Here is a 26,548-nt window from a genome sequence, read left to right as displayed (position 1 = left end):
GTAAGGGCGCTCCTACGCCCACTGGCGCGCGTACAGATCGGCGTCGAACTTGCGCCTTAGGCCAGCGGCGGTCATGGAGCGCACCATCCCGAACACGGGGCGCCGCGCCCAGGGGCGGTCGTGCTGCCCGAACACCCAGTCCAGGCCCGCCCAGGAATTGGGGTTGCGGCCGTCCTGCTCGTAGCGGTTGTTCAGCCACACCAGCGTTTCGTAGGCGGCCTGGGGCGTGGGGGTCCATTCCAGCACCTTCTTGCCCCAGTACATGCGCATGTAGTTGTGCATGCGCCCGGTGCGGGTCATCTGGCGCTGGGCGGCGTTCCAGTAGGGGTCGTGGGTCTGCGCGGCGTCCAGTTCCTCGCGGGTGTACAGGGCCTCGCGCGGGTCCCCGGCGTGCTCTTCCAGGGTGGCGCGGGCCCAGGCGGGCAGCCCCTCGTAGCGGTCATAGGCGGGGTTGTAGGTGCAGAGGTTAAAGCTCAGCTCGCGGCGCACGATCAGCTCTTCCAGAAACGTGTCCGTGCCGGGGCCGGGGTGCTCCCGGGCGGCCAGGGCAGCGGTCAGGGGCGAGAGGTGGCCGTAGTGCAGCGCGGCGCTCAGGCGGCTGCTGCCGTCCACTGTGGGGTCACTCCGGCGCAGGTGGTAGGTCTCCAGCTTGCGGGTCACGAAGTCTTCCAGCAGCTCCAGCGCGGCGTGCTCACCGCCTTCCTCGGCGCCGGGGGGCACGCTGTGGTCCACGGGCAGGGCTGAGACCTGCGCGGCGGGGCTGTGCAGGTCCAGGCCCAGGGCCCAGTCGGTGGTGGTGCGGCGCAGCTCGCGCGGCTCCAGGGGCACCAGATACTCGTGCCAGAGGCGGTGTAGTTTGGGGCGCAGGGTGCGCGCGCCCACCTCCAGCTTGGGGCTGGCCACGCGCACCGGCACCACGGCTTCGGATTCCACCTGCACCAGCGGCACCGTCAGCCGCCCTGCCAGCCACGCCCGCCACTCGCGCGCCACGCGCACGTAGCCCACGTCGGTGACCACCAGGGCCGCGCCTTCCTGCGCCGCTTGCAGGGCCACCTCGGGCGGCGTGCCCAGGGCCACGCGCAGGGGAATGCCGCGCTCTGCCAGACCCTGGCGCAGGTCGCGCAGGCCCTCCAGGAGATACAGGTAGTGCCGGGCGTTGGCTTCGGGGTACGCGGGCGTCAGGCCAAAGACCGCCACCAGCGGCAGGTCCAGGCGGCTGGCCTCCTGCACGGCGTATTCCAGGGCGTGGTTGTCGCGCACCCGCACGCTGGCCTGCACCCACAGCAACACGAACCCGCGCCGGCCCGCTTCCCCGGGGCGCAGCGGCTGCACACGCGCATCGTGAATCATGGCCTCCCCTTGTACCAGGGCCTGCCCCGCTCACCTGTACGCCCGCTTACCGCTGGTGTGGCTTCTGGCGGCAAGGCCCAGAAATGGGAACGGGGCTGGGATGCCAAGACCACACCCGAGCCCTGTTTTTGCAGACGGGTTCAGCTGGGGCGGGGCGCCTCGATCAACGCGACTCTTTCGCTTTCCCTCCTTGTGAGGGACCCGCAGAGGCTGGGATGGGGAACCCGACCTCTCAGCTGACGTTCTCGCCCCTGCCCCCTTGCCAGGCTTGAACACCAGCCGAACCATTGCTCTCTCCCGCTCCGATTGACCTGTTTGATTCGCGCTTCCCTTTCTTCTCACAGCAGAGCCCAGATGCATTGAGGGTATCTCCCCTCAATGCATCTGGGCCGAACGCAGTGAGTCTCTGGAAAAGACAGCGGCAGAAGTGGAATTGAGGGGCGTTCTTGGCCCGAGGGTGGAGCTGGCAGCCGCTGTCAGCCCTCGGGGAGGCGGCGCACCGGCAGGCGGGCCCAGCCCCGGCGCGAGAGCCAGCGCAGCAGCGCCACCACCAGCGCCCCGCCAAACTGCGCCTGAAACGGCGTGACATGCGGGTACAGCAGCCACACCGTCAGCGCGCCCGCAGCGGCGGCGGTGGCATACAGCTGCTCGCTGCGGTACATGATTTCCGGCACCTCGTTGGCAATCAGGTCGCGGATCACGCCGCCGCCCACCCCCGAGAGCATGCCCGCAAACACCACGCCCAGCGGCCCCAGCCCGAAGTTGATCGCCCCAATAGCCCCCGACGCCGCAAACAGCGCCAGCCCGGCCGTGTCAAACACGCTCAGGGTGCGTTCAAAGCGGGCCAGCCGCGCCCCGAACAGAAACGCCAGCCCGGAGCCCAGCAGCGCCGCCCACAGGTACGCCTCGTCGCGCAGAAAGAGGGGCGGGGTCTGTCCGGTCAGGGTGTCGCGGATGGCGCCGCCGCCCACGGCCGTCACACAGCCCAGCACCAGCACGCCAAACAGGTCGAACCGCTTGCGCACCGCCAGCAGCGCCCCCGACAGGGCAAAGGCCAGCACGCCAATCAGGTCCAGGGCGCGCAGGCCCGCTTCCAGCGTGATGGGCGACCATTCCAGCTCGTGCACGGCCCCACTGTAGCGGGCCTCGCCCAGTCCACCGCCCTCCCCCACGGCGCCCCCTGTTCTGGCCGTGGCTTCACCTGGGCGGCTTATGGTATACTCCCGGCTGTTGTCTCGGCCGGGGGCGCCCCCCTGCGGCCCGAGAATCGCGCCCCGGCGAGCAAACGCCGCGCGGCCCAGGAGAACCCAACATGGCCAAGCACCCCGTTCCCAAGAAGAAGACCAGCAAGAGCAAGCGCGACATGCGCCGCAGCCACCACGCCCTGGTGGCCCCCAACCTGAGCGAGTGCCCCCAGTGCCACGCCAAGAAGCTCAGCCACCACATCTGCCCCAGCTGCGGCTATTACGACGGCCGCCAGGTGCTCGCCGTCTAAGCACACCCAGCCAAGCAGTCCCCGGGTTCACGCCTGGGGACTTTTTGTTGGTGGCTGAGGCACGCGCCTTTATCCTTTAACGTTCAGTCTTTCCATGCGTGAGAAAACTGGAAGGGGGTCCCCCGTAGGGTGGGGCCATGAACACCCGGCCGCGCTGGCGCCTGACGGAGGCCAACCGCCGCCGGGTGTACCTGTGGGTGAGCGGGCTGGCCAGTGTCATCCAGCTGGCGGTGGGGGCGCTGCTGCTGGGGCAGCCGGGGGCCAGCGCGCACTGGCCGTTGCTGGGCGCCCTGGTCTGCGCGGGCGCCTGGGCCCTGCTGCTGACCCGGCGCGTGCCCTGGCGCTGGGTGGACTACGGGGTGTTGCTGGCCGCCACGGGGCTGGTGCTGGCCCAGCTGCTGAAGGTGCCGCCCGGGGGCGAGGTGCCCGCGCAGCTGCTGTTTGCCGGCAGCTTTCTGTTTCTGGCGGGCTTCAGCACCCTGCCGCTGCCAGGGGCGCTGGCCTACGTGCTGGGGGTTTTTGCGGCCTACGGCGTGGCCGTGGCGCTGCGGGGCGGCGCCGTGGCCCTGCTGTGGGAACTGGGGCTGGTGGGGCTGCTGGCCGCGCACCTGTCCACCTTTGGGCGGGCGGTGTCGCTGGAACGCGCCGAGGCCCTCGCCTACGCCCGGCTGGCCCTGACCGATCCGCTGACGGGCCTGCCCAACCGCCGCGCCATGATGGACCGCCTGCAGCGCGCCGCCCAGGCCGGACAGGGCGCGGCGGCGCTGCTGCTGGACATTGACCGCTTCAAGGCCATCAATGACCGCCTGGGCCACGACGCGGGCGACGAGGTGCTGCGCGAGGTGGCCGCGCGGCTGCGCCGGACCCTGGCCGGGCGCGGCGAGGCAGCGCGCTGGGGCGGCGAGGAATTTCTGGTGCTGCTCTCCCCCGGCGTGCCCGCCGACGCCCTGAGCGCCGCGCTGCAACAGGCGGTGCGCGGCGCGCCCATGACAGGCGGGGTCACCGTGACCCTCAGCCTGGGCGGCGCCACGCTGCACGAAGCCCCGGCGGTGGGCGACCTGCTGAAGCTGGCCGACGCCCGGCTGTACGTGGCCAAGGCGGGGGGCCGCGACCGCGCCGAACTGCACACGCCTGGGCTGCATGAATTGCGCGCCCTGACCCTGGCGTGAGGGAGGGCCCTCGGGCCAGCACCACGCCGGGGCATGGTGACCCTGGGAACGATTGGACTATCTTCCTCGTACCCGCCCACATGGACTTTACCTGGACCGGCAGCACCGAACGCGAACTGAGCGCCCACGGCCACAAGCTGGAAGTTATTGAGTACAGCGCCGCACCTATGGAAGCGCCCCTCAGCGGCTACCACCAGTCCTTATCGCGCCCCCGGCGCTGGCGGCAGCTGGCAGTGCATGTGGGCGGCGGGCAGGCGGTGCTGGAACCCGGCGCCCTGCAGTACCTGCGCGGCGAACTGGAGATGCAGGCGGTCAGCGCCAGCGGCAGTGGCGGCGGCCTGGGCGGCTTTCTGCGCGGGGCGGTGACGGCGGCGGCCACGGGCGAAGGCATGTACAAAACCGCCTACAAGGGCAGCGGCACGCTGTTTACCGAACCCACCCGCCTGCACCTGCTGCTGGGCGAACTGCGCGGCGAGAGCCTGATCGTGGATGACGGCGCCTTCGTGGCTTGTGTGGGCGACCTGACGGTGGGGCGGCATGTGAACCACGGCTTTGCCCAGGCGGTGGGCAGCGGCGAGGGCCGCGTGCAGCCCAAGCTGACGGGCAGCGGCATCTTTGCTCTGCAAAGCCCGGTGCCGCCCGAAGAATTTCAGGTGCTGGAACTGCGCGGCGAGACCCTGAAGGTGGACGGCAATCTGGTGGTGGCCTACACCGACGGCCTGGAGTTCAAGGTGGAGCGCAGCGCCCGGGGCCTGCTGGGCAGTGGCAAGACCGGCGAAGGGTTTGTGCAGGCTTATCGGGGCACCGGCCGCGTGTGGCTGGCCCCCACCCTGCCCATTCACCTGAGCTAGGCCCCAGCCCTCAAGCCGCTGTTCCCAGATCGGCCGCGCCCTGGAAAGAGGGGCGCGGCCGGTTGCTGGCACCCGCCCACCCGCCACTCGGTCAGGTGGGCCTTGGGCCATTTGGCGCAGGAGGCCGCGCCCTGGGCCGCCTATGCTGAGGACACAGCCAGCGCTGCCAGCAGCGGCGCCGGTACCTGCGGCGGGCAACCGGGCCCGCCCCCGTGTCCTGCGCGGCCCCCAGTACGCACCTTCTGCTTCCCGGAAGGTCGGCCGCCCCACGCTCCTGCGGAAACCCCCCATGACCATTCCTGATCCCCTGACCCTCTGGCGTGAGCTGGAGGCCGCCGTCCGCCACACCCTCACCCACAACGAACTGGCCCAGGGCGGCCTGCTGATTGCCGTGCTCAGCGCGCTGGCCGTGCAGGCCCGCACGCTGCCCGCGCAGCTCTGGAGCTGGCTCAAGGGCCGGGCGACCCTCACGCTGGAAGTGCAGGGCGACGACGCCGCGTTTCCCTGGCTGGCGGCGTGGCTGGCCGCGCAGCCGGTGGGCGTGCACCTGCGCCACCTGGGCGTGGTGACCCGCTTTAACGAGCAGATGGGCGGCCAGAACCTGTGCCTGGGCCTGGACCGCGACGGCGACGAGGTGAACGTGCGGCTGGTGCCTCTGAGCGGACAGGTGCTGCTGCGCTACCGGGGTCACTGGCTGCTGGCCCGCCCCAGCCGCACCCAGCGCCAGTTGCCGGGCCGCGCCAGCGGGGGCTTTGACCACAACCTCACCTTTCGCATGCTCAGCCGCGCCCGCCCGGTGGTGGCCGAGCTGCTGCGCGAAGCCTACGAGGCCACCGCCGGCCGGGGCGACGGCCGCATCGAGATCCACGTGCCCAGTTACGACAGCTGGTCCCTGGCCGAACGCCGCCCGGCACGCCCGCTGTCCAGCCTGATCTACAGCGCCGGCGTACTGGACACGCTGCGCAGCGATCTGGACGCCTTTTTTCAGGACCGCGACTGGTACGCGGACATGGGCATTCCCTACCGCCGGGGCTACCTGCTGCACGGCCCGCCCGGCAACGGCAAAAGCAGCCTTGTGGCGGCGCTGGCCGGCGCTTACGGCCTGAACGTGTGCGTGCTGAATCTGGCCGCCCCCGAACTGACCGATGACCGCCTGAACACGCTGCTGGGCAACCTGCCCCGGCGCGCCCTGCTGCTGCTGGAAGACATTGACGCCGTCTTCGTGGGCCGCGAGCCCCGCTCGCCGGCCGTGAAGCTGTCCTTCAACGGCCTGCTCAATGCCCTGGACGGTGTGGCGGCGGGCGAGGGCCGCGTGACCTTCATGACCACCAACCACCTGTCGGGGCTGGACCCCGCCCTGATCCGCCCGGGCCGCGCCGACCGGCACCTGCCCTTAGGCAACGCCACGCCCGACCAGGTGGCCGGAATGCTGCGCCGCTTCTGGCCGGCCTGGACCGACGCGCAGGTGCAGGCCCTGAGCGCGGGGGTGCCGGGCGGCCTGCTGAGCATGGCCCGCGTGCAGGAATACCTGCTGGAGCGCCGCCACGACGAAGCGGCGGTGGGGCGCGACTGGCCTGCGCTGGTGGGCACCCCCTGCCCCACGCGCCTGCTGCTGGCCGCCAGCTGAAGCCGGCCACCCCCACCTGCCTACCAAACCACTCAAGAGCATAGAAGGTCGGCTCGTGCACGGTATTGCGCGATAAAACAAACCCAGAGCAGACACCTGCACGATACTTTGCAGACCGCGCTCCGGTCTGCATTTCCCATTGGTGCCTGACAGATAGCCGTGTTGTCAGCGCCAGCTCATGTGGGCGCCACCTCTCACAGAATCACGCTCATCTGCAATGCTTGGCAAGCTGTCAGCCGGTAAGCTTGCAGCGTGAATGAGTGCCAGAGGTTGATTCGCGCCGAGTGGGGACAGGCGCTGCGCCTCTATGAGCCCACCACTTTAACGCCGTGGACACTTGAGAAGGAGAATGCGGTCTTTCTGACGCAGGTAGGGCTCCCAACCACCGCGACGGATGGTGGCAATCTCGTCATTCGGTTTTACGCCGCTGAGGCGTTCTACTCCATCCAGGTCGGTGATCTTCACGGGATCTGCATTGGGGAAACGGACGCTGGTGTGGCTGTCCTACTTGAGGCGCATACTGGTCATATCTGGGCGGGAGATGACGCAGGCCTGACCTTCATCAACACCTCGCTCGAAGCCTTGTTGTGTTGCATGGCTATGTATCATCGTGAGTTCGTCGCTCGCCCCCTAAGCACTGAGGAAGATGAGCCGGGCACTGACGACCTGCCGGGCACGCCGGCGACCCGTGCACGCGCCGATCACTTGCGCGAACGCCTGAATGCCATTGATCCTTTAGCCCTGGATGCATCAACCCAAGGCGAGGACGTCAGCCTATGGGGATATGTCGTGGAAGAGGTGGAGTTTGGCGTGATCTGAACTCAGTTCGCCTTACACCAGGGCGACTCAAATCGATGCGCCTCACTCCACTTTCCTCACGACTCCACAATTGTTCTGAAGGGTCGTCCAGGCTGCCCCCACCCCACCTGCCTGCACGGGCCGGCCCCGGGCCCTGCCCGCCCGTGCCAGCATGGGCCCCTGTGTGGCAGGCGCTGAGCGATGTGTTGCTGCCCGTGCTGCTGGTGGCCGGGCTGGGCGGCCTGCTCTCCGCCCGGTTGCCCATTGATCAGGCCACGGTGGCGCGCATCACGCTGTATCTGCTCTCGCCGGCGCTGGTGCTGGAGGTGCTGCTGACCACCCCGGTGCAGGCGGGCGAAACCCTGGCGCTGGGCGCAGCCTACGCCCTGACGGTGGCGGGCTGCCTGGGCCTGGGGTGGCTGTGCGGGCTGGGCCGCCCGGTGCCGGAACAGCGCAGCCTGATGGCCAGCGTGGCGATCTGGAACAGCGGCAACATGGGCCTGCCTATCGCCCTGTTCGCCTTTGGCAAGACGGGTTTTGCCCAGGCCACGCTGCTGTTTCTGATGTCCTTTGTGGGCATGTATCTGGTGGCGCCCGTGGTGTACAGCGCCGGGGTGCCCGGCCAGCCCCGGGCCGGCGCGGCCCTGCTGCTGAACATGGTGCGCCTGCCCGCCGTGTGGATGGTGGGCGCAGGCCTGCTGCTGCGGGCCCTGCACCTTCACCTGCCCGCCGGGCTGATGCGCGGGGTGGAACTGCTGGCCCAGGCCACCCTGCCAGTGGTGCTGCTGTCGCTGGGCCTGCAACTGGGGGCTGCTGGCTGGCCCCGCCTGGACCTGCGGGTGGCCCTGGCCACCGCCGCGCGCCTGCTGGGGGGCCCGCTGCTGGGCCTGGGCGCCGGGCTGCTGTGCGGCCTGGGTGGGCCGGCCCTGGCGGTGCTGGTGCTCTCGGCCAGCATGCCCACAGCGGTCAACGCCCTGCTGATTGCCCGCGAGTACGGCGGCGACGCCGACACCGTGGCCCGCACCGCCTTTTTCAGTTCCGTGCTCAGTGTGCCGACCATCGCGGCGGTGGTCAGTCTGCTGCCGGCCCTGACCTGAATAGGCGAGCCTGGGGGTCGTGCCCGGGGGCGCTGTGCTGCACGGCCTTTTTCCGACCGACCTGCTGAACTTGACGCCGGCTGCATACCACGCTATCTTGGTTCTATCACCGTCCGCGAAGGGCGGCTTTTTTGTTGTGGGTCTGGGAGAGGACCACTGCTCCTCCTGACAGAAGCCAGAGATTCCCTGGATTTGCCCGTCTTTTTGATGCGGCAACCGAGGAGATGGGCCACGCAGCAGCGCGTATACATTCCTCGCACGCCTGCGCGGCCGAAAAACCGCGCCCACACTCTGTTTTCCTGATCCAATTCGGGCCCTTGACCCCGCCTGCATACCACGCTATCTTGTCTTTATCACCGTCCGCGAAGGGCGGCTTTTTTGTTTTTGGGCTCGCTGGTCCGTGCCCTCATCTGTGCAGGAAGATGCCGGCGCCACCACGCTGCATAGTCAGTCGGTCCTGGTTTCCTTTTGCGCCGCACCCAGCCGCCTTTTTTCCTCTTCCCTGATCGTGCTTGACCGGGGCTGCATACCGCGCTATGTTGTTCTTATCACCGCCGAAGAAGGCGGCTTTTTTCTTTTGGTTCCCACTCTTTTGATTTCCACCCTTTTGATTTCCTCTAGGCCCTGACAGCCTCCTGTCAGAGTTCCGGTACACACTGAGGGCAATGCGAATCCCTGGCTTTCGGAGTGTCCGGCAGGCGAAGGTGGAATGGCGAGTGAAGTACGGCAGCCGCTGCAATGGCGGGCGCACCGGCCGGGTCAAGGTCAGGATGCCAAAACCGCACCGCCGGGGGGCGTAAAAGGTCAGCGGCTGGCATGACGGCCCCCGGTCCACCGCCGTAGGGTACAGGCATGAGTGCCGAAGACGTCTCCCTGGTGCCAGTGACCGAGTGGGCGCCGCTGGTGCCCGAATTGACCGTGCAGAACCTGACCCAGAGCCTGGACGTCTACACGCGTCTGTTCGGCTTCACGCTGCACTACACGCGGCCCGGGTTTGCTTACCTGAGCCTGGGCCGCGTGCAGTGGATGCTGGAACAGGCCGGCCCCGAAGCGGGCTGGGCCACGGGGCCCCTGGAACGGCCCTATGGGCGTGGCCTCAACTTTCAGATCGTGGCCCCGGATCTTGACGCGCTGCACGCCCGCTTGCAGGGCGCCGGGTATCCGCTGTTCCGGCCGCTGCACACCGCCACCTATGCCGAGGGAGAAACGCTGCACACGGTCCGCCAGCTGTTGGTGCAGGACCCCGACGGCTATCTCCTGCGCTTCACGGACTGAGCCGCTGGGCGGCAATAAGCCCCGAGAGCCGCTCCAGACGCCCCCGCAGGGCCAGCAGGTACACGGCGGGCGGCACCTCTTCACCGTAGGTCCAGGCGCGCACCTCGGTCTTCTCTCCCACCGCCAGCAGGCGGTCCAGCACGCGCAGCAGCATGGCGCGGCCTTCGCGGTGTTCGCGCAGCAATTCGGGCAGGGGCATGTCTGCCAGTGGGGCGGTGCGGCGCAGGGGCAGGCCGTCCAGGTGGCCTTCGAGGCCAATGCGCATTTCCATCTGGGCCTTGCGCTCCATGCCGATCACGGCGCGCAGGGTGTCCTCGGCGCCGGCGGCCCAGCCGTGGGGGTCCAGGGGAGCGGCCGGGAGCCCCTCCAGGCCACGGCGCACGGCCGGCAGGTCGGCGGTGGCCGCGTCGCGTTTGGGGGCGTCCAGCGGATGGGGGTCGGTCGGGGTCATGCCTTCAGTGTGCCCTGTGCGCGGGGGCCCGCTATCCTGCCCACATGCAGCACACCCGCACCTGGTCTGACGTGTATGGCAGCGCCCGCGCCCTGTTCGAGGGGCGGGCCGGGGGGCACGGGTGGCTGGTGGCCACCCCGCCCGAACTGGCCGCGCCGCTGGCGGCCCAGCTTGAACACCTGGACGGCAAGGGCCGCGTGGCCCTGCTGGTGCACGACGGCCTGACCCCGCTGCTGGCCGCCCTGCGCGAGGAGCGCCCCCGGGGCGTGGTGGTGGTGGCCCCGCAGGCCCTCTCGGGTGGGCCCGCCGTGACCGTGCCCGACCACGAGGTCGCAGGTGACGCCCTGCACTACCGCGAGGGTGGCGCTTTTCCCGCCTGGAGCGGCGAAGACGGCCTGAATGCGCCGCAGGGCGAGTGCGCGGCGGCGGGCGCGGTGGCCTCGCTGGGGCTGCCCGTGGTGGTGGCCGCCCCAGAGGGTGTGGCCCAGGCCCTGACCGCCTGGATGGACCGCACGCCCCACGGCCGCTGAGCGGCGCCGCAGAACAGTTCCCCGCCCTGGGCCGCTCTACACTGCCGCGCGTGAGTTCGCCCGGCACCAGCCCTGCCCATTCCGGCCCCAGCCGCCTCGACCCGGTGGTGCGGCACCTGTACGTGCATGTGCCGTTTTGCCCCACCATCTGCCCCTACTGCGACTTTCATGTTCTGACGCGCCGCGCCGGGCTGGTGGAGCGGTATCTGGCGCGGCTGGACGAGGAGGCCGCGCAGCTGGCGCAGACCTACGCCGTGGACCTGGACACCGTGTATCTGGGCGGCGGCACCCCCAGTTTTCTGCGCGACGACGAACTGCAGGCCCTGGTGAGCAGCGTGCAGACCAGGCTGGGCTGGGGCCGCAGGGAAAACACCCTGGAGGTGAACCCGGGCACCGTCAGCCCGGCGCGCGCCGCCCACTGGCAGACCCTGGGCTTTGACCGCGCCAGCGTGGGGGTGCAGAGCCTGCACGACCCCACCCTGACCTTTCTGGGCCGCCAGCACACCGCCGCCCAGGCCGCCGACGCCGTGCGCACCCTGGTGGCGCGCGGCCTGCGCGTGAGCGGCGACCTGATCACGGCGGTGCCGGGCCAGCCACTGGACGACGATATTCACGGCCTGCTGGCCCTGGGCGTGGGCCATGTGAGCGCCTACACCCTGACCATTGAGCCCGGCACCGAGTTCGCCCGCCGGGGCGTCACCGTGCACGAGGACGACGAGCGGCGCGGTTTCGAGCGCACCGAGGCGCTGCTGACGGCGGCCGGCTTCACCCGCTACGAGATCAGCAACTACGCCCGCCCGGGGCAGGAGTCGCAGCACAACCTCGCCTACTGGCACGGCCGCACGTACCTGGGGCTGGGGCCGGGGGGGGCGGGGCACTATCCGGCTTTGCCGGGTGGTGATGGTCGATGGTCGATGGTTGATGGAAAGGGCGCGGATGGCGGATGGCCGATGGCCGATGGCGAAGGGCAGGACAAGGCGGCGCAGGGCGCTCCACTACCCACGGCCCACACCCCACTTCCCACTGCCCACTTCCCACTTCCTACACCCCACCCCCCCCTCACCTTCCGGCGCACGAATCCGCACCTGCACGAGTGGCTGACAGGTGAGGCGGGCGAGGCCGAAGCGATCTTTCCGCACGACTACGTTACAGACGCGCTGTTTATGGGGCTGCGGCTCAGGGCGGGGCTGGATCTGGCGGACCTGTCGCGGCGCAGCGGAGTGGACGTGGCTGGGGTGTACGCGGCGCCTATTGCCGAGAACGTGGCGGGGGGGCTGCTACAACTGGAGGGCCACCAACTCCGCGCCACCCCACAGGGCTGGTGGGTGCTCAACCGCGTGGTCACCGACTTTCTGGACGCCGCGCCGGGCGGGCACTGACCAGCCGGAATTGTGAATCGGCCGCGTCCAGCTATGCGGGCAGGTGGGTGGTGGGGGCGCTAGACTGACCGCATGACGAAATCCTTTGACTACGACGTGCTTGTGATCGGTGCGGGGCCCGGCGGCTACCACGCCGCGATCCGCGCCGCGCAGCTGGGGCTGAAGGTGGCCTGCGCCGAACGTGAAGCGGTGGGTGGCGTATGCCTGAACGTGGGCTGCATTCCCACCAAGGCGCTGCTGCACGCGGGTGAGCAGATTGCCGCCGCGCGGCACGCCGCCGATTTCGGCCTGACCTTTGGCGAGCAGAAGATGGACATCGCCAAGCTCAACGGCTGGAAAGACGGCATCGTGAAGAAGTTGACCGGGGGCGTGGGCTCGCTGTTCAAGGCGAACAAGGTCACGCATCTGCAAGGGCAGGCCAGCTTCGTGGATGACCACACCGTGCAGGTGGGCGACAAGACCGTGACCGCCGGCAGCATCATCATCGCCACCGGCTCCGAGCCGGCCAAGCTGCCGGGGCTGGAGGTGGACCAGGTGCAGATCGTGGACTCCACCGGCGCCCTGGTGATGCCCGACCCCGTGCCCGCGCGGATGCTGTGCGTGGGCGGCGGCGTGATCGGCTTTGAGTTCGCGCATGTGTACACGAACATGGGCAGCAAGGTCAAAGTGATTGAATTCCTGCCCAACATCATCCCGGGCGCCGACGCCGACGCGGTGAAGGAATTTCAGAAGGCCATGAAAAAGCAGGGCATCGAGATTGCCGTGCAGACCAAGGCCAACAAGGCCGAGAAGAAAGCCGACGGCATTCACGTGGAACTGGAAGACGTGAAGACCGGCACCAAGACGGTGGAGGTCTTTGACCGCGTGCTGGTGGCCGTGGGCCGCCGCCCCCGCACCGACGGCCTGAACGCCCAGGCGGCGGGCGTGGTTGTGAACGAGCGCGGCTTTATTCCCGCTGACCGCCAGCAGCGCACGAACGTGCCGCACATCTATTCCATTGGCGACGTGGCGAGTAACCCTATGCTGGCGCACAAGGCCATGAAAGAAGGGCTGGTGGCCGCCGAGGTGATTGCCGGCAAACCCGCCGAGCAGGACGCCGTGGCGATTCCCGGCGTGGTGTACACCAGCCCCGAACTGGCCTGGGTGGGCCTGACCGAGCAGGAAGCCAAGGACAAGGGCTACGAGATTAAGACCGGCGTGTTCCCCCTGTCGGCCTCGGGCCGCGCCATGACCCTGCAACAGACCGACGGCTTCGTGAAGATGGTCGTGGAAAAAGACACCGACCTGCTGCTGGGCGTGCACATCGTGGGCCCCCACGCCAGCGACATGTTGGGCGAGGCTGGCCTGGCCCTGGAAATGGCCGCCACCGCCAGCGACATCGCCCTGACCATCCACGCCCACCCCACCCTGGGCGAAAGCGTGCTGGAAGCCGCCGAGGCGGTGCATAAGCAGGCCATTCACATCATGAACCGCTAAGGGCTCAGGCCCCCCCCGGTGGTCCCCAGGCGCTGCCCTGGGGGCTTTTTGTTGGTGAGGAGAGAAGGTCGAGACGTCGAGGCGTCGAGAGGTCGAGAAGGGGATTGCGCGCCCCCCCCTCGACCTCTTGACCCTCGACCTCTCGACCCTTCGCACCCCGCCCACGATCCAGACCAGGAGTCCCACTCCCGCCGGGGTCCCCTCGACCTCTCGACCCTTCGCACCCCGCTCCACCCCCACCGCCCCAGACCCCCTCGCAGGCCCTATGCCATCTGCCATCGACCATCCACCATCTGCCCGATCACGCCCTGATCACGCCCCGGGTGCTGAACTGCGTGCACGGAAAGACCGCAGGGCCCACGGGCGCGCAACGCCCACGCAACGCTCGGCGCCGTGTACTGAAGACCCACCCCGCCCCCTTTCGTGTCCCCCCAGGAGGAGACCACCATGCCCACCCTGTCCCGCGCCGCCCGCCCCGCCGCCGCCCTGCTGGCCCTCAGCGCCGCCCTGTTTGGGGGGGCGCAGGCCCAGAACACCGTGAACCTCTCGGGCCTGCAGCTGCAGCCCATCAAGATTGCGAACCTGGACCTGAATGTGCTGCGCGTGGCGCCCACCGTGTTTCAGCAGACGCTGCAGGCCCCGAACGTGCTGCAGCTGAACCTGCAGGACCTGCCCGCGCGCATTCAGGCCCGCGACGCCGAGATCAACCGCAGCGTGGACCTTGTCCGGAACCTGCAGGGGGCCGCCGACCTGCGCGCAGACGTGGCCCGCGCCGCCCTGGCCCTGCCCCGGGGCCTGACGGTTCCCTCCACCGTCACCCTCCGCACCGGGGAAGTCAAACCTGTGCTGCTGTACGGTCAGGACACGGTGGCCCTGAGCGTCGCCCAGGCCGAGGCCAGCGCCGCCGCCAACCGCGCCGCCATCCTGAAATCGTTCGGCCTGAGCGAGCAGAACCCGGTGCCGCGTGAATTCCTGGCACCGGAGTCGGTGCGCGCGGTGAACATCGCCCCGAATGTCCGCATCACCGTGCCCGTCGTGGACCTCGTCAAAGCCGCGCCCCCCAAGCCCTCCCAGCCCCAGGACGAACTGGGCGGCGGCTTCGTGAACAATCCCAGCGACGGTGCGTGCCGTTTTACGCCCACCAACGCCCTGTTCAGCCAGATGCGCGGCAACGCCATCAACCAGATCACCACCATCAAGGACCAGGGCGCACGCGGCACCTGCATGGCGTTTGCCTACGTTTCGGCGCTGGAAACCCTGATCGCCCGGCGCAACAAGGGGGCGTTTAACCTCAGCGAGCAGTACGCCTACTACTGGCTGCGCGGCGATGACGGCGTGCTGGGTGACGGCGCCGGCTGGGGCGATTTCAACGACATCATTGGCAAGGCGCGCATGATCCCCACCGAGGTGCGCTGGAAGTACAACCCCTCGCGCAGCCGTGTCCGCATTCCCGCCGACATCACCAAACCCATCACGGAATTCAAAAACTCCTGCCTGAACTACGCGAATCAGGCGTGCAGCGACACCACCGCGCAGGCGCAGCTGGTCTGCCAGGGCGGCACCAACAACTGCGCCTGGAAGCCGGAATGGGACATTGCGCCAAACGCCGCCTTTAACTTCCGCGCCACGCAGGGCAGCGAAGTCTGGGTGGCCCTGGCCAGCAACTTCCTGGGCAGTGGCGACGCCGCCCGCGCCTACCGCCGCGCCATGCTGCGCCAGATGATTGACCGGGGCGACCAGCTGATTCTGGGCTTCAATGTTGATCCCGCCTTTGACGCCATTGGCGCCAACGGCCTGCCGAACCTGGGCCTGATGGGCGGCAAGGTGCGCGGCGGACACGCGGTTCATGTGGTGGGGTACATCAACACCGGCATGCAGACCTACGACGCCAAGATCGGCGGTCTGGTGAGCGTGAAGCTTGCCCTGCCCACCGGGTACTTCGTGATCAAGAACTCCTGGAGCTGCGGCTTTGGCGACGGCGGCTACGCCTACCTGCCCGACGCCTTCATGGACCGGGAAGTGTACGGGGTCTACAACATTCCGAACAATGCGGTGGCCTCGGATATGGCCGGGTTCTGACACCGGGCGACTGAGGCGAGCTGGGCGCACAAGCGTCCAGCTCTGTTCGTGGGCTCTGTTCGTGGAACAGGGCCCCTGGCCCCTGCGCCGGCGCCACCAAGACACCCGTGGGGCCCCCCGGGGCCCTTCTCCCTGTTCCTCAACGGGGCTTTAGCTCGCGCCTCACCCCCGCTGCGGCCTGGGCCTATCCTGAAGGGCAATTCATTTCCCCAAGGAGCGCCCGGCATGGCCACGCACCCCCCAGGGCCAGCCGCCGCGCAGGTGGCCACCCTCACCCTGAACACCTACGCCCCCCGCGCTGTGCGGCAGGGGCTGTCGCGCATGGGGTCGGACCACGGGCAGCTGCGGCAGGTGCCGGGTCTGCACTTTTACCGCCTGCTGGGCACCGGCCAGGGCAGCGCGCTGACCCTAAGTGCCGACCTGCGGCGCTGGGCGCGCTTTGCGGTGTGGTCCTCCCTGGACGACCTTGAGGCTTTTGAAGCCAGTGCCTGGCGGGCTCAGGAACGTGCGCTGGCCGCCGAGAGCTGCACCGCCGTGCTGCGCCCGGAGCGGTGGCGGGGGCGCTGGGGCGGCGCCGAGCCTTTTGGGGGCGAGCCGGCCCGGGGGACGGACCCCGGCGGGCCGGTGGCGGTGCTCACCCGCGCGGCCATTCGGCCCACGCGGCTGGTGCGGTTCTGGCGCGCGGTGCCGGCCTCGCAGCACCAGTTGGACCGCACGCCGGGCCTGATCGCCGCTGTGGGCATGGGCGAGGTGCCGCTGCTGCATCAGGCCACCTTCAGCGTGTGGCGCAGTGCGCAGGCCATGAAGGCGTTTGCCTACGGCGGCGCGGCGCACCGCGAGGTGATGGCCCGCACCCACCGCGAAGGGTGGTACCGCGAGGAACTGTTCGCCCGCTTCGCCGTGCTGGACATTCGCGGCCCGTGGGGCGGGCGGGACTTATGGGAAGAGGCCGGGCTGGGGACGGGTGCGCTGGAAGAGTGAGGGCGCGGGGTTGAGTAGGCAAGATTGTATTGCGGTCATCCTGTTAACTTCTGATGCTGTTGGCGAATTCAGGAGAAATATTTGAACCGAGGAGTGTTTTTTGAATCAGCCACCGAGAAAACCATCGTTGTGACAGCATTGGCCAAACTCGGCAAATTTGAAATCTGATCGTTTGCAAAGCGCAAATTGGCACCTTGTCTTAGCGCTTCTCCCAATGCGGGGCTACGCTGGTAAAACGAGTAAATCTCCACAAGCCGTTGAGGCAGGGTACTGCGCCATTCCTCTGCAGGCATCAGTGCTCGCTTAATATGCTGATTAAACCTCGATTCAGACGGAACAAGATTCCAGAGTTCATTGATTGGATACGTTGCGACAGGAATGATGTGGTCAACATCATAAGCACCTAAACGAAGCTGCCTCTTCGTCCAGAAGCAGAGAAGGGTTTCTCCTTCTAAGAGGAGGAGATCAATGTGGTTCCGTTCCCAGGTGAGAGGACGTCTATTATCAGGCCTGTCAGTCAGTGCCTGATAGACGCCGCCTCGGCTGACGCCCTCCACCACCTGAGTCACGTTCTCGGTGAATAGGCTCCATTCGTGGATGCAAAGCGCGTCCACGAACATTGAGTAGAATTTGAACCCTTCCCACATACAATCTGGCACAACAATGCAAAGTTCATCTGGCCTGGCTCCAGGCAGCGGCACAACCTCTGCGGGTAGGTCTCTCAAATATCTCTGACGCGAAAAAACAGCGTATTGGTTGCTTGCCCCGCCAGAGTAAGTAATCGGCTGCTCCACACACTTCGCCACCACCCGTAGAACCTGGATGTACTTTCGCAGCATTTCCGGCCCGTACTCGCCAGCGTGGGCATTGACCTTCATTTCACTGACGAGCACAACGCCATCAGAGGGACGGTCAGACCCAAAGAGAGAGGCCCGCCAAAGCTCCCTCAATTCGGTTAGTTCCTTTCGGAAAGCGACGTCCTGCCTCAGAACGCCTGCTCGGAAAATTCTTGGCCCTTGCATAACCGGGCGCTCAGCATCCATAAACGGCCAGTAGTATCCCACCCAATATTCCGCGAGGACGCGTGTAGGAATGGCAATGCCCTGCCCTCTACCCTGTAAGGCCGCAAAGTTAAGAGCAGTGTCATTCAAAGCACGTATCAGCGCCATTTTGAACGTATTGGTCTTCTTGTCATGCCGTAGGATGCTCTGAATAAGTTTGCTGACATCCGGGAGAGCCTGCGCCATTAGGCCCTTACCTTACGGTTTGGCAATGAAAAAGGCGCGTCGGAACTCGACGCGCCTTTTTCAATCTCCCTTACTCCACCGTCACGCTCTTGGCGAGGTTGCGCGGCTTATCCACGTCCTTGCCCAGCGCGGTGGCGGTGAAGTAGGCCAGCAGCTGCATGGCAATGGCGTTCACCACCGGGCTCACCATCTCGTGGGCGCGGGGCACGTAGATCACGTCGTCGCCGTGGCGGGCATTTTCCGTGTCGCCGTCGCTGAGGAACAGGATCACCTTGCCAGCGCGGGCGCGCACCTCCTGCACGTTGGAAATGGTCTTTTCCAGCAGGCGGCTTTCGGTGGCAATCACGGCCACGGGCATATGCTCGTCAATCAGGGCGATGGGCCCGTGTTTCATCTCACCAGCGGCGTAGGCCTCGGCGTGGATGTAGCTGATCTCCTTGAGCTTCAGCGCGCCCTCAAAGGCGGTGGGGCTGTTCACGCCGCGGCCCAGGAACAGGTAATCGCGGGCCATGGCGTACTTCTCGGCCACTGCCTGGATGCGGGCCACGCGCTCGGGGGCCAGGGCTTCTTCCACCAGGCGGGGCAGTTCGCGGGCGGCGTGCAGCAGTTCGGCGCCCTGCTCGGCGCTCAGCGTTCCGCGCGCCCGGCCCAGCCACAGCGCCAGCAGCAGGAAGGCGCTGACCATGCTGGTATACGCCTTGGTGCTCGCCACGCCAATTTCCGGGCCCGCGTGGATATACAGGGTGTCGTCCAGTTCGCGGGTCATGGAACTGCCCTTGGCGTTGATCACACCCAGGGTCCGGGCGCCAAACTTCTTGGCCTCGCGCAGGGCTTCCAGGGTGTCGATGGTTTCGCCGCTCTGGCTGACCACAATCGCCAGGGTGTGCTCGGAGACCAGGGGGTCGCGGTAGCGGTATTCGCTGGCCACGTCGCACTCCACGGGAATGCGCGCGAGCTGCTCAATCAGGTATTCGCCCACCAGACCGGCATAAAAGGCGGTGCCGCAGGCAATGATCGAGATGCGCTTGAACGAGGAGGGGTCAAGGTTGATGTCCAGGTTCACCTCGCCGGTTTCGTCGTGCAGGCGGCCAATCAGGGTGTTCGTGAGGGCCTGGGGCTGCTCGTAGATTTCCTTGAGCATGTAGGTGTCGTACCCGCCCTTCTCGGCGGCCTCGGCGTCCCATTCGATGTGCTCGATGGTGCGCTGCTGCGGGGTGCCCGCCAGGTCGGTCACGCGGAAGCCGTCGTCGCTGAGCACCACCATGTCGCCGTCGTGCAGGAACACCATGTTGCGGGTGTAGGCCAGCAGGGCGGGCACGTCGCTGGCCAGGAACATCTCGCCCTCGCCCACGCCCATCACCAGGGGGCTGACCGTGCGGGCCGCCACGATCTCGCGGTGGTCCACGTGCGTCACCACGATGCCGTAGGCGCCGCGCACCTGCGAGAGGGCCGCGCGCACGGCTTCTTCGAGGTTGCCGCTGTAGGCTTCTTCAATCAGGTGGGCCAGCACTTCACTGTCGGTTTCGCTCTTGAACTCGTGGCCGCGGGCCATCAGGCCTTCTTTCAGCGAGAGGTAGTTCTCGATGATGCCGTTGTGGATGATCACAATACGGCCGTCTTCGGTGGCGTGGGGGTGGGCGTTCGTGTCGTTCGGCAGGCCGTGGGTGGCCCAGCGCGTATGCCCGATACCCAGTGTGCCGGTCAGCGGCTGGCCTTCGAGCAGGGTGCTTAAGTTGGCCAGCTTGCCGGCCTTTTTCTTCACGTCAATGCGCTCGCCGCTGCACACGGCGATGCCGGCGCTGTCGTAGCCCCGGTATTCCAGCTTGGCGAGGCCTGAGATCAGCACGTCCTGGGCCTGACGGGGGCCAATGTATCCAACAATTCCGCACATAGGGGCTCCTTGTGGCGGCCAGAGGGCTGGTGGCACATGCAGAGGGGCAAAGGCCCAAACAGCCATTCGCCATCTGCCATTGGCCACTCGCCAACCGCACGCCGTACCGGTGTCTGGATTGTGCATGCTTCTGGGCTTTGTCCCTGTGTTGCCACGGGGGTTATGGCCGCAGATTCGCGCCCCCAAAGAAAGGGGGCACCGGGTAGGCTCGCACGCCAAAGAACCTGGAGGCATCCGCAGATCGTTTCGCTAACCTCCACCTCGTCTCCCCCGCTGCCGGGGGCCTTGCGCTGCCCTGTGTTGGTGTGGACCGGACACCAAACGGTCCGCCCGGCAGCATAGCACCCCCCTACCTAGCCTCATGTGAGTACAGCACTCATGACTATGCCGGCCCAAGACCCGGTCATTTCGCCTTCATCTGCGCAGCGGGGCACTTGCTAGGATGGGGGCGCGAACGCCGGGGGGGCACCGCTCCCCGCCACCACAACCCGAAATCAAGGTAAAGACCATGCCCACCTATCTCTACAAGAACACCCAGACCGGCGAGATCTACGAACTGCAGCAGCGCATGCGCGACGAGCCCTACACCGCGCACCCCGATACGGGCGCGCCGATCAAGCGCGTGCTGGCCCGGCCCGGCATTGCCTTTAAGGGCAGCGGCTTTTATGTCACCGATTCGCGCCCCAAAGAGGGCAGCGGGGGCGGGGGCGAGTGATCTGGGCCCTGGACGCCACATGAAGACGGCGCGCCTGCTGGGGCTGGCGGCGCTGGTGGCTGGGGGGCTGGGCGGGGCCTACCTGAGCGGCACTGTGACCGCCCAGCGCAGCCTGGTCACCACCGACGAGATCAACACGGTGGAGGTGGTGCAAAAGGCCATGCAGGCCGTGGTGCGCGTGGACAACCGCCTGCAAAGAGAGCGGCTGCAGCCCGGCGACCTGCCCACCGAGACCGGCACCGGCTTTTTCTACAAAAAAGACCTGATCGTCACCAACTACCATGTGGTGCAGTACCAAGAAGCCATCACGGTGACGCTGTTCAACGGGCGCCGGGTGCCGGCCAAGCTGGAAGGCATTGACCCCGGCATTGACATCGCCATTCTGCGCGTGACCGGGGTCACGGCGCCCGCCACCCTGAGTTTCGGCTCCAGTGCCCGCCTGATTCCCGGGCAGAAGCTGATCACCATTGGCACGCCGCTGCGGATTGCCAACTTTGTGGGCACCGGCGTGTTCAGCGTGGCGGCCAGCGCCCGTGACGTGCCCCGGCAGGACCAGCTGGCCGACGAGGTGGGGCAGTACCTCGCCACCACGGCCAACATTCAGCAGGGCAGCAGCGGCGGCCCCGTTCTCGATTCGCGCGGCCTGGTGGTGGGCGTGGCGGACGCCAATGCCGCCGCCAACCAGCTGGTGCCCGGCGTGATCGGCATTGCCCTGCCCGGCGATCTGGTGCGCCAGAGCCTGGACGACCTGGAAAAAATTGGGGTCCCGCAGCGCGGCACCCTGGGCGCCACCCTGGTGGACCTGGACAACCTGGACCCCGCCCTGCGCCAGCTGGCGGGCCTGAGCAGCTCCGAAGGCGCGCTGGTGGACCAGGTGGCAGCGGGCTCGGCGGCGGCGCGCGCGGGCCTGCGCGGCAGCCTGCGCAACAACCGCGACCAGCTGCTGGCCCCCCTGGGCGACGTGATCGTGGCGGTGGACGGCCAGCGCGTGCGCGACTCGTTCGACGTGATCCGCTTCGTGGCCGCCAAGCGCCCGGGGCAGACGGTCACCCTGACCGTGTGGCGCAACAAGAAACAGGTGCCAGTGAAGGTGACCCTCCTCAAGCGCACCCTGCGCTGAGCCCAGCACTTCCCCCTCAGAGGCGGCCACGCAATGGCCGCCTTTTTTCATGCATGCAGCGGATGGAGGACGGAACCCGGGCTGTTGTGGCGAGACCCCGTCTCTGGCCGCAAGCAGGAGCCTGAAAAACGGCGACGTGGGGCCAGCAAACGCGCCTTGAGTGCACCCCCACCCCGCTGGAGCACCGAAGCAAAGACCGCCAGAATCAGCCCGCAGGAGGCGCTGCCCAGAGCCAGACTGCCCCCTTCCACGCCCCCCTCTGGCAAACCCGGCATCAAAGTGATATCACTTTGATAGGGGTTCTCCCCGGAGGTCTGCCTATGAATGAACTGCAACATGCCCCCACGCCTGCCGCCCAGGGCGGCGTTTCTCCCCGCAGCGGGGTGGCCAGCGTGGAACGGCCCGCCTTCGGGCTTCCGGGGGTGCCCATGTTCCTGCTGTGGCTGCTGGGGGCCGGGGCGGCGGCGGTGCTGCTGGGCCGCTTGCCGCTGCCGGGCGTGCTGCTGGGCGCGGCGCTGCTGTTCGCGCTGGCGGGGTTTTTCATCGTGCAGCCCAATCAGGCCATGAACCTCACCCTGTTCGGGCGCTACGTGGGCACCGAGCGGCGCAACGGCCTGTACTGGACCAACCCGCTGACGGTGCGCAGGGGCGTGAGCCTGCGGATTCGCAACTTCAACAGCGAGCGGCTGAAGGTGAACGACGCGGGCGGCAGCCCCATCGAGATTGCGGCCGTGATCGTGTGGCGGGTGGTGGACACCGCGCGGGCGGTCTTTGATGTCGAGGACTACTCGCAGTTTGTGGCGATTCAGGCCGAAACCGCGCTGCGCCACCTCGCCAGCCAGTACCCCTACGACGCCTACGAGGACGGCCGCATGAGCCTGCGCGCCCACGCCGACGAGGTGGCCGAGGCCCTGGGAGGCGAGCTGGCCGCCCGGTTGCGCCACGCTGGGGTGGAGGTGCTGGAAGCGCGGCTGTCGCACCTGGCCTACTCGCCGGAAATTGCCGGGGCCATGCTGCAGCGCCAGCAGGCGGGCGCCGTGATCGCCGCGCGGGCCCAGATTGTGCAGGGCGCGGTCGGCATGGTGGAAATGGCGCTGCGCCAGCTCTCGGAGCAGGACATCGTGACGCTGGACGAGGAACGCAAGGCCCAGATGGTCAGTAACCTGCTGGTGGTGCTGACCAGCGAGCGCGGCACGCAGCCGGTGGTGAACGCCGGCAGCCTGTACTAGTGGCGCGCAAGAACTTTCCCCTGCGCATCAGCCCCGAGCTGTACGCCGCCCTGGAACGCTGGGCCGCCGACGACCTGCGCAGCGTGAACGCCCAGATGGAGTACCTGCTGACCCGCGCGGCGCGCGACGCTGGCCGCCTGAAGCCCCCCGACCCGCCCAGAGAAAAGCCTGGAGACGAGCCCAAAGACGAGTAAAGCAGTGCCCCCGCCCGTGGCCCTCACGCGGCGGGGGCGCGGCCTTCCCTCCCCCCGCCCCACCCCCGCTGTCAAGGCCCTTCATCCACCCTTCACCTGGGCGGCGGACGCTATGCTCTGGCCTGTCATGTACGTTGTTGTCGAAGGCCCCATCGGGGTGGGAAAAACGAGCCTCGCCGGGCGCCTGGCCGCGCGGTACGGCGCCGAACTGAACCTGGAAGTGGTGGAGGAAAATCCCTTTCTGGCGAAGTTCTATCGCCAGCCCGAGGCCTACGCTTTTCAGGTGCAGGCGTTCTTTCTGCTCTCGCGCTTCAAGCAGCTCTCGGCGCTGTGGCAGCCGGGGCTCTACCGCGACTCGGTGGTCAGCGACTACCTGTTCGACAAGGATTTCATCTTTGCGGCCATGAACCTGAAAGACGCCGAATTTGCGCTGTACGAGGACCTGTACGCCCACCTCTCGCCCCGGCTGCCCACCCCGGACCTCGTGGTGTACCTGCGCGCCGACACGGGCGAACTGCTGCGCCGCATCGCCTTGCGCGGGCGCCCCTTTGAACAGGACATGAAAGCCGAGTACCTGGCCGACCTGACGGGGCGCTACGACGAGTATTTCCGCACCTACCCCCACCCGCTGCTGACCATTGACGCCGCCGGGCTGGATTTCGTGAACAATCCCGAGGACGAGGCGCGCATTCTGACCCGTATTGACGAGGCCCTGCGCGCCGGGCAGGCGGCGGACTGATGAACAGGGAGCCGTGCGCGGTACGCGGGCCGCAGGAAACCCACGCCTGTCCCACGCCCCGCTTTCCGTCTCCCGCCTCCCCGCGCGGAGCGCGCTGATGTACCTCGCCATTTCCGGGAACATCGGCAGCGGCAAGAGCACGCTGACACGCATGCTGGCGGGGCGCTACGGGCTGCGGCCGGTGTACGAGCCGTATGCCGAGAACCCTTACCTGGAAGACTTTTACCGGGACATGCGGCGCTACTCCTTTCACTCGCAGGTGTACTTTCTGTCGCGCCGCTTAGAGCAGCACCTGAATCTGGTGACGGGCGCGCGGTACGTGATTCAGGACCGCACGGTGTTTGAAGACGCCAACATCTTTGCGCGCAACCTCTTTGAAAGCGGCCACATGGAGGCGCGCGACTGGGCCACCTACTGCGGGCTGTACGAGGGCGTGCGGCCGGCGCTGCGCGTGCCGGACCTTCTGATTCACATTGACGCCTCGCTGCCCACCCTGAAAAAACGCATCGCCCAGCGCGGGCGCACCTACGAGCAGGACATCCCGGACGACTACCTGGGGGGCCTCAGCCGCCTGTACGACAGCTGGGTGGCGGGCTTTGACGCCTGCCCCGTGGTGCGCGTGCCCGGCGACCAGCTGGATTTCGTGGCTGATGGGCAGGCCTTTGAATGGGTGTGCGCGCGGGTGCAGGCCCACGGCTTTGGCCTGCCGCTGCTGCGCTGAGGCGGGTGGGGCCCGGTGCCGGTCGTGGCGCGCTACCCTGGGCGCATGACCCGCCTCGCCCGGTGCCTGCCCCTGCTGGGCCTGCTGGCTGCGGCCTGGAGCGCGGCGCAGCCCCGGGGCGCGGCCACGCCGGCCCCCTGCCCCGAGAGCTGGAATGCCCTGAACCCGGCCACCCTGCGCGCCGCGCGCGTCACTGCGGTGCGGGCGGTCCTGACTGACGCGCGCGGCACGCCGGTGCCCCTGGGCCTGGGCAGCGGCGAACTGGTGCTGCAGGGCCCGGCGGTGGCTGGACAGCGCTGCACCTACGTGCCCGGCGAGGCGGGCCGCAGCGGCACCCTGAAGGCGGGCGACACCGAGCCCCTGCCCCTCCCTGCCGCGCTGGACACTGGCACCTGGGAGCGCGACGCCAACGCGGGGCTGACCCTGAAGGCGAGGGACGCCTCGGGGGCGCTGGTGCTGACGGGCAGCGCGGTGTTTCCCACGGCGGGCGGCAGCGTGAACGTGGGCCACCTGAACGGCCCACTGCGCCGCGCCGATTCACCCCGGCGCTGGCTGTATGCCGACGGCGACTGCGCGCTGACCCTGTGGCCGCTGGGCCCGTGGCTGCTGGTGCAGGACAACCAGAAATGCGGCGGCCTGAACGTGACCTTCGCCGGGCTGTACCGCCATGTACGGTAAGGACGGAAGCCCGGACATGTAATTTCTACTTCGCTTGAACCGTGCCAACAACGGTTTAACCCGAGCCGAGCGAGGGGGAAAAACCCGTCCCTGGGAAAGGAAGGATCGAACCGGCGGTGTCCCGACTCGATCACGGCTTGAACGGAAACCGTGTCAGACGGGACTTAATGGATGCCACACCCGGCCGAGCCACTCGGTGGCCCCCTCACCCTTCCGTCGCTGCGCTCCTCCCTCCCTCTCCCACGAACGCCTGATGTGAAATGAGAGTTGGGACGGACTCAAAGCGGTAGGAAGAAGCTGTGAGACACCTTCCTGACGCCGAGACCGTCCTGACGACACTGTACTGCCTGGTCGATGACACCTTGCGCGACTGCCCTCAAGCGCGTTCCCGGCGGCCCGGTCCAGCGTGGCGACTGAGCGACAGTGAGGTGCTGACCCTGGGCATCCTGGGACAATCCCTGCCGCAGCTGAGCGAGCGGGCCTTCCTGTGCTATGTGCGCCATCGGTTTCCAGGGGCGTTCCCCCGATTGCCGGAGCAGTCAGGGTATAACCGGCATCTGCGCGACCTCTGGGGCGTGTGGGCGTGACTGGGTCCGGCGCTGGCCCGGAGGGCCAGGACCGTGCCTGCACTGGAAGATGCGCCGCTGTACCAAGCGGTGGATGGCACGGGCGTGTCGTTGCTGAGCAAGGTGCGGGGCACCGCTGGGCGGGTGTATGGCGATGGGGCCGCTATCGGGAAAGGCGGCGTGGACCGGCGGTTTTTCTATGGGGTGAAACTGGTGGCCCTGGTCAGTGACCAGGGCCTCATCCACGGGTTTATCAGCGGTCCCGCCAACACGGAAGAACGCTTTTTGCTCGAAGGGTTGTTGCGTTGGCGCGCCGACCCACTGGCGGAGCCACCCACAGGTGAGGCGCTCACCGCACTGCTGGGCCCGTCGCATCGCCACAGGGGACAGCGCAAAGGCCCCAGTGGCCCACTGGGGCCTCGGTACGCCGCCGGGCAAGCGACTGAGCCCATCGTCATCCTGGCGGATGACGGCTATGCGGGACAGGCCTGGCAGACTCATTGGCACGAGGCCTTCGACGTACGTGTCGTGACCCAAAGACACGCCAGACACCAAAGGTTGGGACGGTGGTTGGCCGGCAAACGGCAGGTGGTCGAGTCGGCCTTCAGCCGACTCCACGACTGGTTTGCCTTGGAACGTCCCCGCACCAAATCGCTGCTGGGCTGGTGGGTGCGCCTGAGTGCCAAAGTGGCCGCCCACAACGCCTGGATCATCCTCAACGCGCTCTGGGATCGGCCGTTGGGCGCCAAGTGGGACCTCCTCGCCCTCCCCTGACCCTCATTTCACATCAGGCGTCACCAGGGGAGAGGGGAACACGGCAAGCGATCGGGGGAGAAGCACGTCACTTGAGAACAGATGCCATGAAGATGATGTGTGTTCTCGACCCTCTC

Annotated in this window: 27 protein-coding genes; 22 read left to right on the top strand and 5 right to left on the bottom strand. The window is 67.7% G+C overall.

Annotated elements, in window-relative coordinates:
- Nucleotides 1–12: 12 nt before the first annotated feature.
- Nucleotides 13–1,350, bottom strand: coding sequence for a deoxyribodipyrimidine photo-lyase (locus K7W41_RS21005; RefSeq protein WP_224612292.1), 1,338 nt, complete (start codon nucleotides 1,348–1,350; stop codon nucleotides 13–15).
- 476 nt (nucleotides 1,351–1,826) lie between these two features.
- A complete protein-coding gene (locus K7W41_RS21000) occupies nucleotides 1,827–2,477 on the bottom strand; it encodes a trimeric intracellular cation channel family protein (RefSeq protein WP_224612291.1) in 651 nt (216 codons plus the stop codon).
- Between the two features lie 185 nt (nucleotides 2,478–2,662).
- Here K7W41_RS21000 and rpmF point away from each other — a divergent pair, with 185 nt between their 5' ends.
- The 8 genes from rpmF to K7W41_RS20960 all read left to right on the top strand — a co-directional run bounded on the left by rpmF (nucleotide 2,663) and on the right by K7W41_RS20960 (nucleotide 9,662).
- Nucleotides 2,663–2,845 (top strand): 50S ribosomal protein L32, encoded by a 183-nt coding sequence (gene rpmF, locus K7W41_RS20995; protein WP_107137128.1) that lies wholly within the window; start codon nucleotides 2,663–2,665, stop codon nucleotides 2,843–2,845.
- A 137-nt stretch (nucleotides 2,846–2,982) separates the two neighbouring features.
- Nucleotides 2,983–4,014, top strand: coding sequence for a GGDEF domain-containing protein (locus tag K7W41_RS20990; RefSeq protein WP_224612290.1), 1,032 nt, complete (start codon nucleotides 2,983–2,985; stop codon nucleotides 4,012–4,014).
- An 80-nt stretch (nucleotides 4,015–4,094) separates the two neighbouring features.
- A complete protein-coding gene (locus K7W41_RS20985) occupies nucleotides 4,095–4,865 on the top strand; it encodes an AIM24 family protein (RefSeq protein WP_224612289.1) in 771 nt (256 codons plus the stop codon).
- Between the two features lie 289 nt (nucleotides 4,866–5,154).
- Entirely contained in the window at nucleotides 5,155–6,492 is a 1,338-nt protein-coding gene (locus K7W41_RS20980; protein WP_224612288.1) for an AAA family ATPase, read from the top strand.
- A 270-nt stretch (nucleotides 6,493–6,762) separates the two neighbouring features.
- Nucleotides 6,763–7,311, top strand: a complete 549-nt coding sequence (locus tag K7W41_RS20975; protein ID WP_224612287.1) for an SUKH-4 family immunity protein — start codon at nucleotides 6,763–6,765, stop codon at nucleotides 7,309–7,311.
- A 161-nt stretch (nucleotides 7,312–7,472) separates the two neighbouring features.
- A complete protein-coding gene (locus K7W41_RS20970; RefSeq protein ID WP_224612286.1) occupies nucleotides 7,473–8,387 on the top strand; it encodes an AEC family transporter in 915 nt (304 codons plus the stop codon).
- 412 nt (nucleotides 8,388–8,799) lie between these two features.
- A complete protein-coding gene (locus K7W41_RS20965; RefSeq protein WP_224612284.1) occupies nucleotides 8,800–9,015 on the top strand; it encodes a hypothetical protein in 216 nt (71 codons plus the stop codon).
- Between the two features lie 224 nt (nucleotides 9,016–9,239).
- Nucleotides 9,240–9,662, top strand: a complete 423-nt coding sequence (locus K7W41_RS20960) for a bleomycin resistance protein (RefSeq protein ID WP_224612283.1) — start codon at nucleotides 9,240–9,242, stop codon at nucleotides 9,660–9,662.
- On the opposite strand, the gene K7W41_RS20955 is transcribed toward K7W41_RS20960, so the two are convergent.
- A complete protein-coding gene (locus K7W41_RS20955; protein ID WP_224612312.1) occupies nucleotides 9,652–10,113 on the bottom strand; it encodes a hypothetical protein in 462 nt (153 codons plus the stop codon). The genes K7W41_RS20960 and K7W41_RS20955 overlap by 11 nt on opposite strands.
- Before the next feature lie 44 nt (nucleotides 10,114–10,157).
- On the opposite strand from K7W41_RS20955, the gene K7W41_RS20950 reads away from it, so the two are divergent.
- The 5 genes from K7W41_RS20950 (at nucleotide 10,158) to K7W41_RS20930 (ending at nucleotide 16,558) form a co-directional block, all read left to right on the top strand.
- Nucleotides 10,158–10,643 carry a hypothetical protein gene (locus K7W41_RS20950; RefSeq protein WP_224612282.1) on the top strand — a complete coding sequence of 162 codons (486 nt, stop codon included), beginning with the start codon at nucleotides 10,158–10,160 and terminating at the stop codon, nucleotides 10,641–10,643.
- Between the two features lie 50 nt (nucleotides 10,644–10,693).
- Nucleotides 10,694–12,022 carry a radical SAM family heme chaperone HemW gene (hemW, locus tag K7W41_RS20945; RefSeq protein WP_224612281.1) on the top strand — a complete coding sequence of 443 codons (1,329 nt, stop codon included), beginning with the start codon at nucleotides 10,694–10,696 and terminating at the stop codon, nucleotides 12,020–12,022.
- A 72-nt stretch (nucleotides 12,023–12,094) separates the two neighbouring features.
- Nucleotides 12,095–13,498, top strand: coding sequence for a dihydrolipoyl dehydrogenase (lpdA, locus tag K7W41_RS20940; RefSeq protein WP_224612280.1), 1,404 nt, complete (start codon nucleotides 12,095–12,097; stop codon nucleotides 13,496–13,498).
- A 447-nt stretch (nucleotides 13,499–13,945) separates the two neighbouring features.
- Nucleotides 13,946–15,577 carry a C1 family peptidase gene (locus tag K7W41_RS20935; RefSeq protein ID WP_224612279.1) on the top strand — a complete coding sequence of 544 codons (1,632 nt, stop codon included), beginning with the start codon at nucleotides 13,946–13,948 and terminating at the stop codon, nucleotides 15,575–15,577.
- A gap of 225 nt (nucleotides 15,578–15,802) precedes the next feature.
- Nucleotides 15,803–16,558 carry a hypothetical protein gene (locus K7W41_RS20930; protein ID WP_224612278.1) on the top strand — a complete coding sequence of 252 codons (756 nt, stop codon included), beginning with the start codon at nucleotides 15,803–15,805 and terminating at the stop codon, nucleotides 16,556–16,558.
- Between the two features lie 68 nt (nucleotides 16,559–16,626).
- Here K7W41_RS20930 and K7W41_RS20925 read toward each other — a convergent pair whose 3' ends face one another.
- Both K7W41_RS20925 and glmS read right to left on the bottom strand, forming a co-directional pair.
- Complete coding sequence (locus tag K7W41_RS20925; protein ID WP_224612277.1) at nucleotides 16,627–17,805, bottom strand: HNH endonuclease; 1,179 nt, start codon at nucleotides 17,803–17,805, stop codon at nucleotides 16,627–16,629.
- Nucleotides 17,806–17,875: 70 nt separating this feature from the next.
- Entirely contained in the window at nucleotides 17,876–19,696 is a 1,821-nt protein-coding gene (gene glmS / locus K7W41_RS20920; protein WP_224612275.1) for a glutamine--fructose-6-phosphate transaminase (isomerizing), read from the bottom strand.
- A gap of 508 nt (nucleotides 19,697–20,204) precedes the next feature.
- Here glmS and K7W41_RS20915 point away from each other — a divergent pair.
- The 9 genes from K7W41_RS20915 (at nucleotide 20,205) to K7W41_RS20875 (ending at nucleotide 26,432) form a co-directional block, all read left to right on the top strand.
- A complete protein-coding gene (locus tag K7W41_RS20915) occupies nucleotides 20,205–20,411 on the top strand; it encodes an FmdB family zinc ribbon protein (RefSeq protein ID WP_224612273.1) in 207 nt (68 codons plus the stop codon).
- A 19-nt stretch (nucleotides 20,412–20,430) separates the two neighbouring features.
- Complete coding sequence (locus K7W41_RS20910) at nucleotides 20,431–21,531, top strand: S1C family serine protease (RefSeq protein WP_224612272.1); 1,101 nt, start codon at nucleotides 20,431–20,433, stop codon at nucleotides 21,529–21,531.
- A 320-nt stretch (nucleotides 21,532–21,851) separates the two neighbouring features.
- Entirely contained in the window at nucleotides 21,852–22,760 is a 909-nt protein-coding gene (locus K7W41_RS20905; protein WP_224612270.1) for an SPFH domain-containing protein, read from the top strand.
- Nucleotides 22,760–22,954 (top strand): hypothetical protein, encoded by a 195-nt coding sequence (locus K7W41_RS20900; protein WP_224612269.1) that lies wholly within the window; start codon nucleotides 22,760–22,762, stop codon nucleotides 22,952–22,954. Before K7W41_RS20905 ends, K7W41_RS20900 begins: the two co-directional genes overlap by 1 nt.
- Before the next feature lie 127 nt (nucleotides 22,955–23,081).
- Nucleotides 23,082–23,693, top strand: a complete 612-nt coding sequence (locus K7W41_RS20895) for a deoxynucleoside kinase (RefSeq protein WP_224612268.1) — start codon at nucleotides 23,082–23,084, stop codon at nucleotides 23,691–23,693.
- A 97-nt stretch (nucleotides 23,694–23,790) separates the two neighbouring features.
- Nucleotides 23,791–24,414 (top strand): deoxynucleoside kinase, encoded by a 624-nt coding sequence (locus tag K7W41_RS20890; protein ID WP_224612267.1) that lies wholly within the window; start codon nucleotides 23,791–23,793, stop codon nucleotides 24,412–24,414.
- Nucleotides 24,415–24,459: 45 nt separating this feature from the next.
- A complete protein-coding gene (locus K7W41_RS20885) occupies nucleotides 24,460–25,092 on the top strand; it encodes a hypothetical protein (protein WP_224612266.1) in 633 nt (210 codons plus the stop codon).
- Between the two features lie 299 nt (nucleotides 25,093–25,391).
- Entirely contained in the window at nucleotides 25,392–25,679 is a 288-nt protein-coding gene (locus K7W41_RS20880; RefSeq protein ID WP_224612265.1) for a hypothetical protein, read from the top strand.
- 33 nt (nucleotides 25,680–25,712) lie between these two features.
- Nucleotides 25,713–26,432: a hypothetical protein gene (locus tag K7W41_RS20875; protein WP_224612264.1), complete on the top strand. Its 720-nt coding sequence runs from the start codon at nucleotides 25,713–25,715 to the stop codon at nucleotides 26,430–26,432.
- Nucleotides 26,433–26,548 lie beyond the last annotated feature (116 nt).

Source organism: Deinococcus multiflagellatus (assembly GCF_020166415.1).
Taxonomy (GTDB): domain Bacteria; phylum Deinococcota; class Deinococci; order Deinococcales; family Deinococcaceae; genus Deinococcus; species Deinococcus multiflagellatus.
The sequence above is the reverse complement of the archived record's forward strand: the minus strand, read 5'-3'. Positions and strand labels throughout refer to the sequence as shown.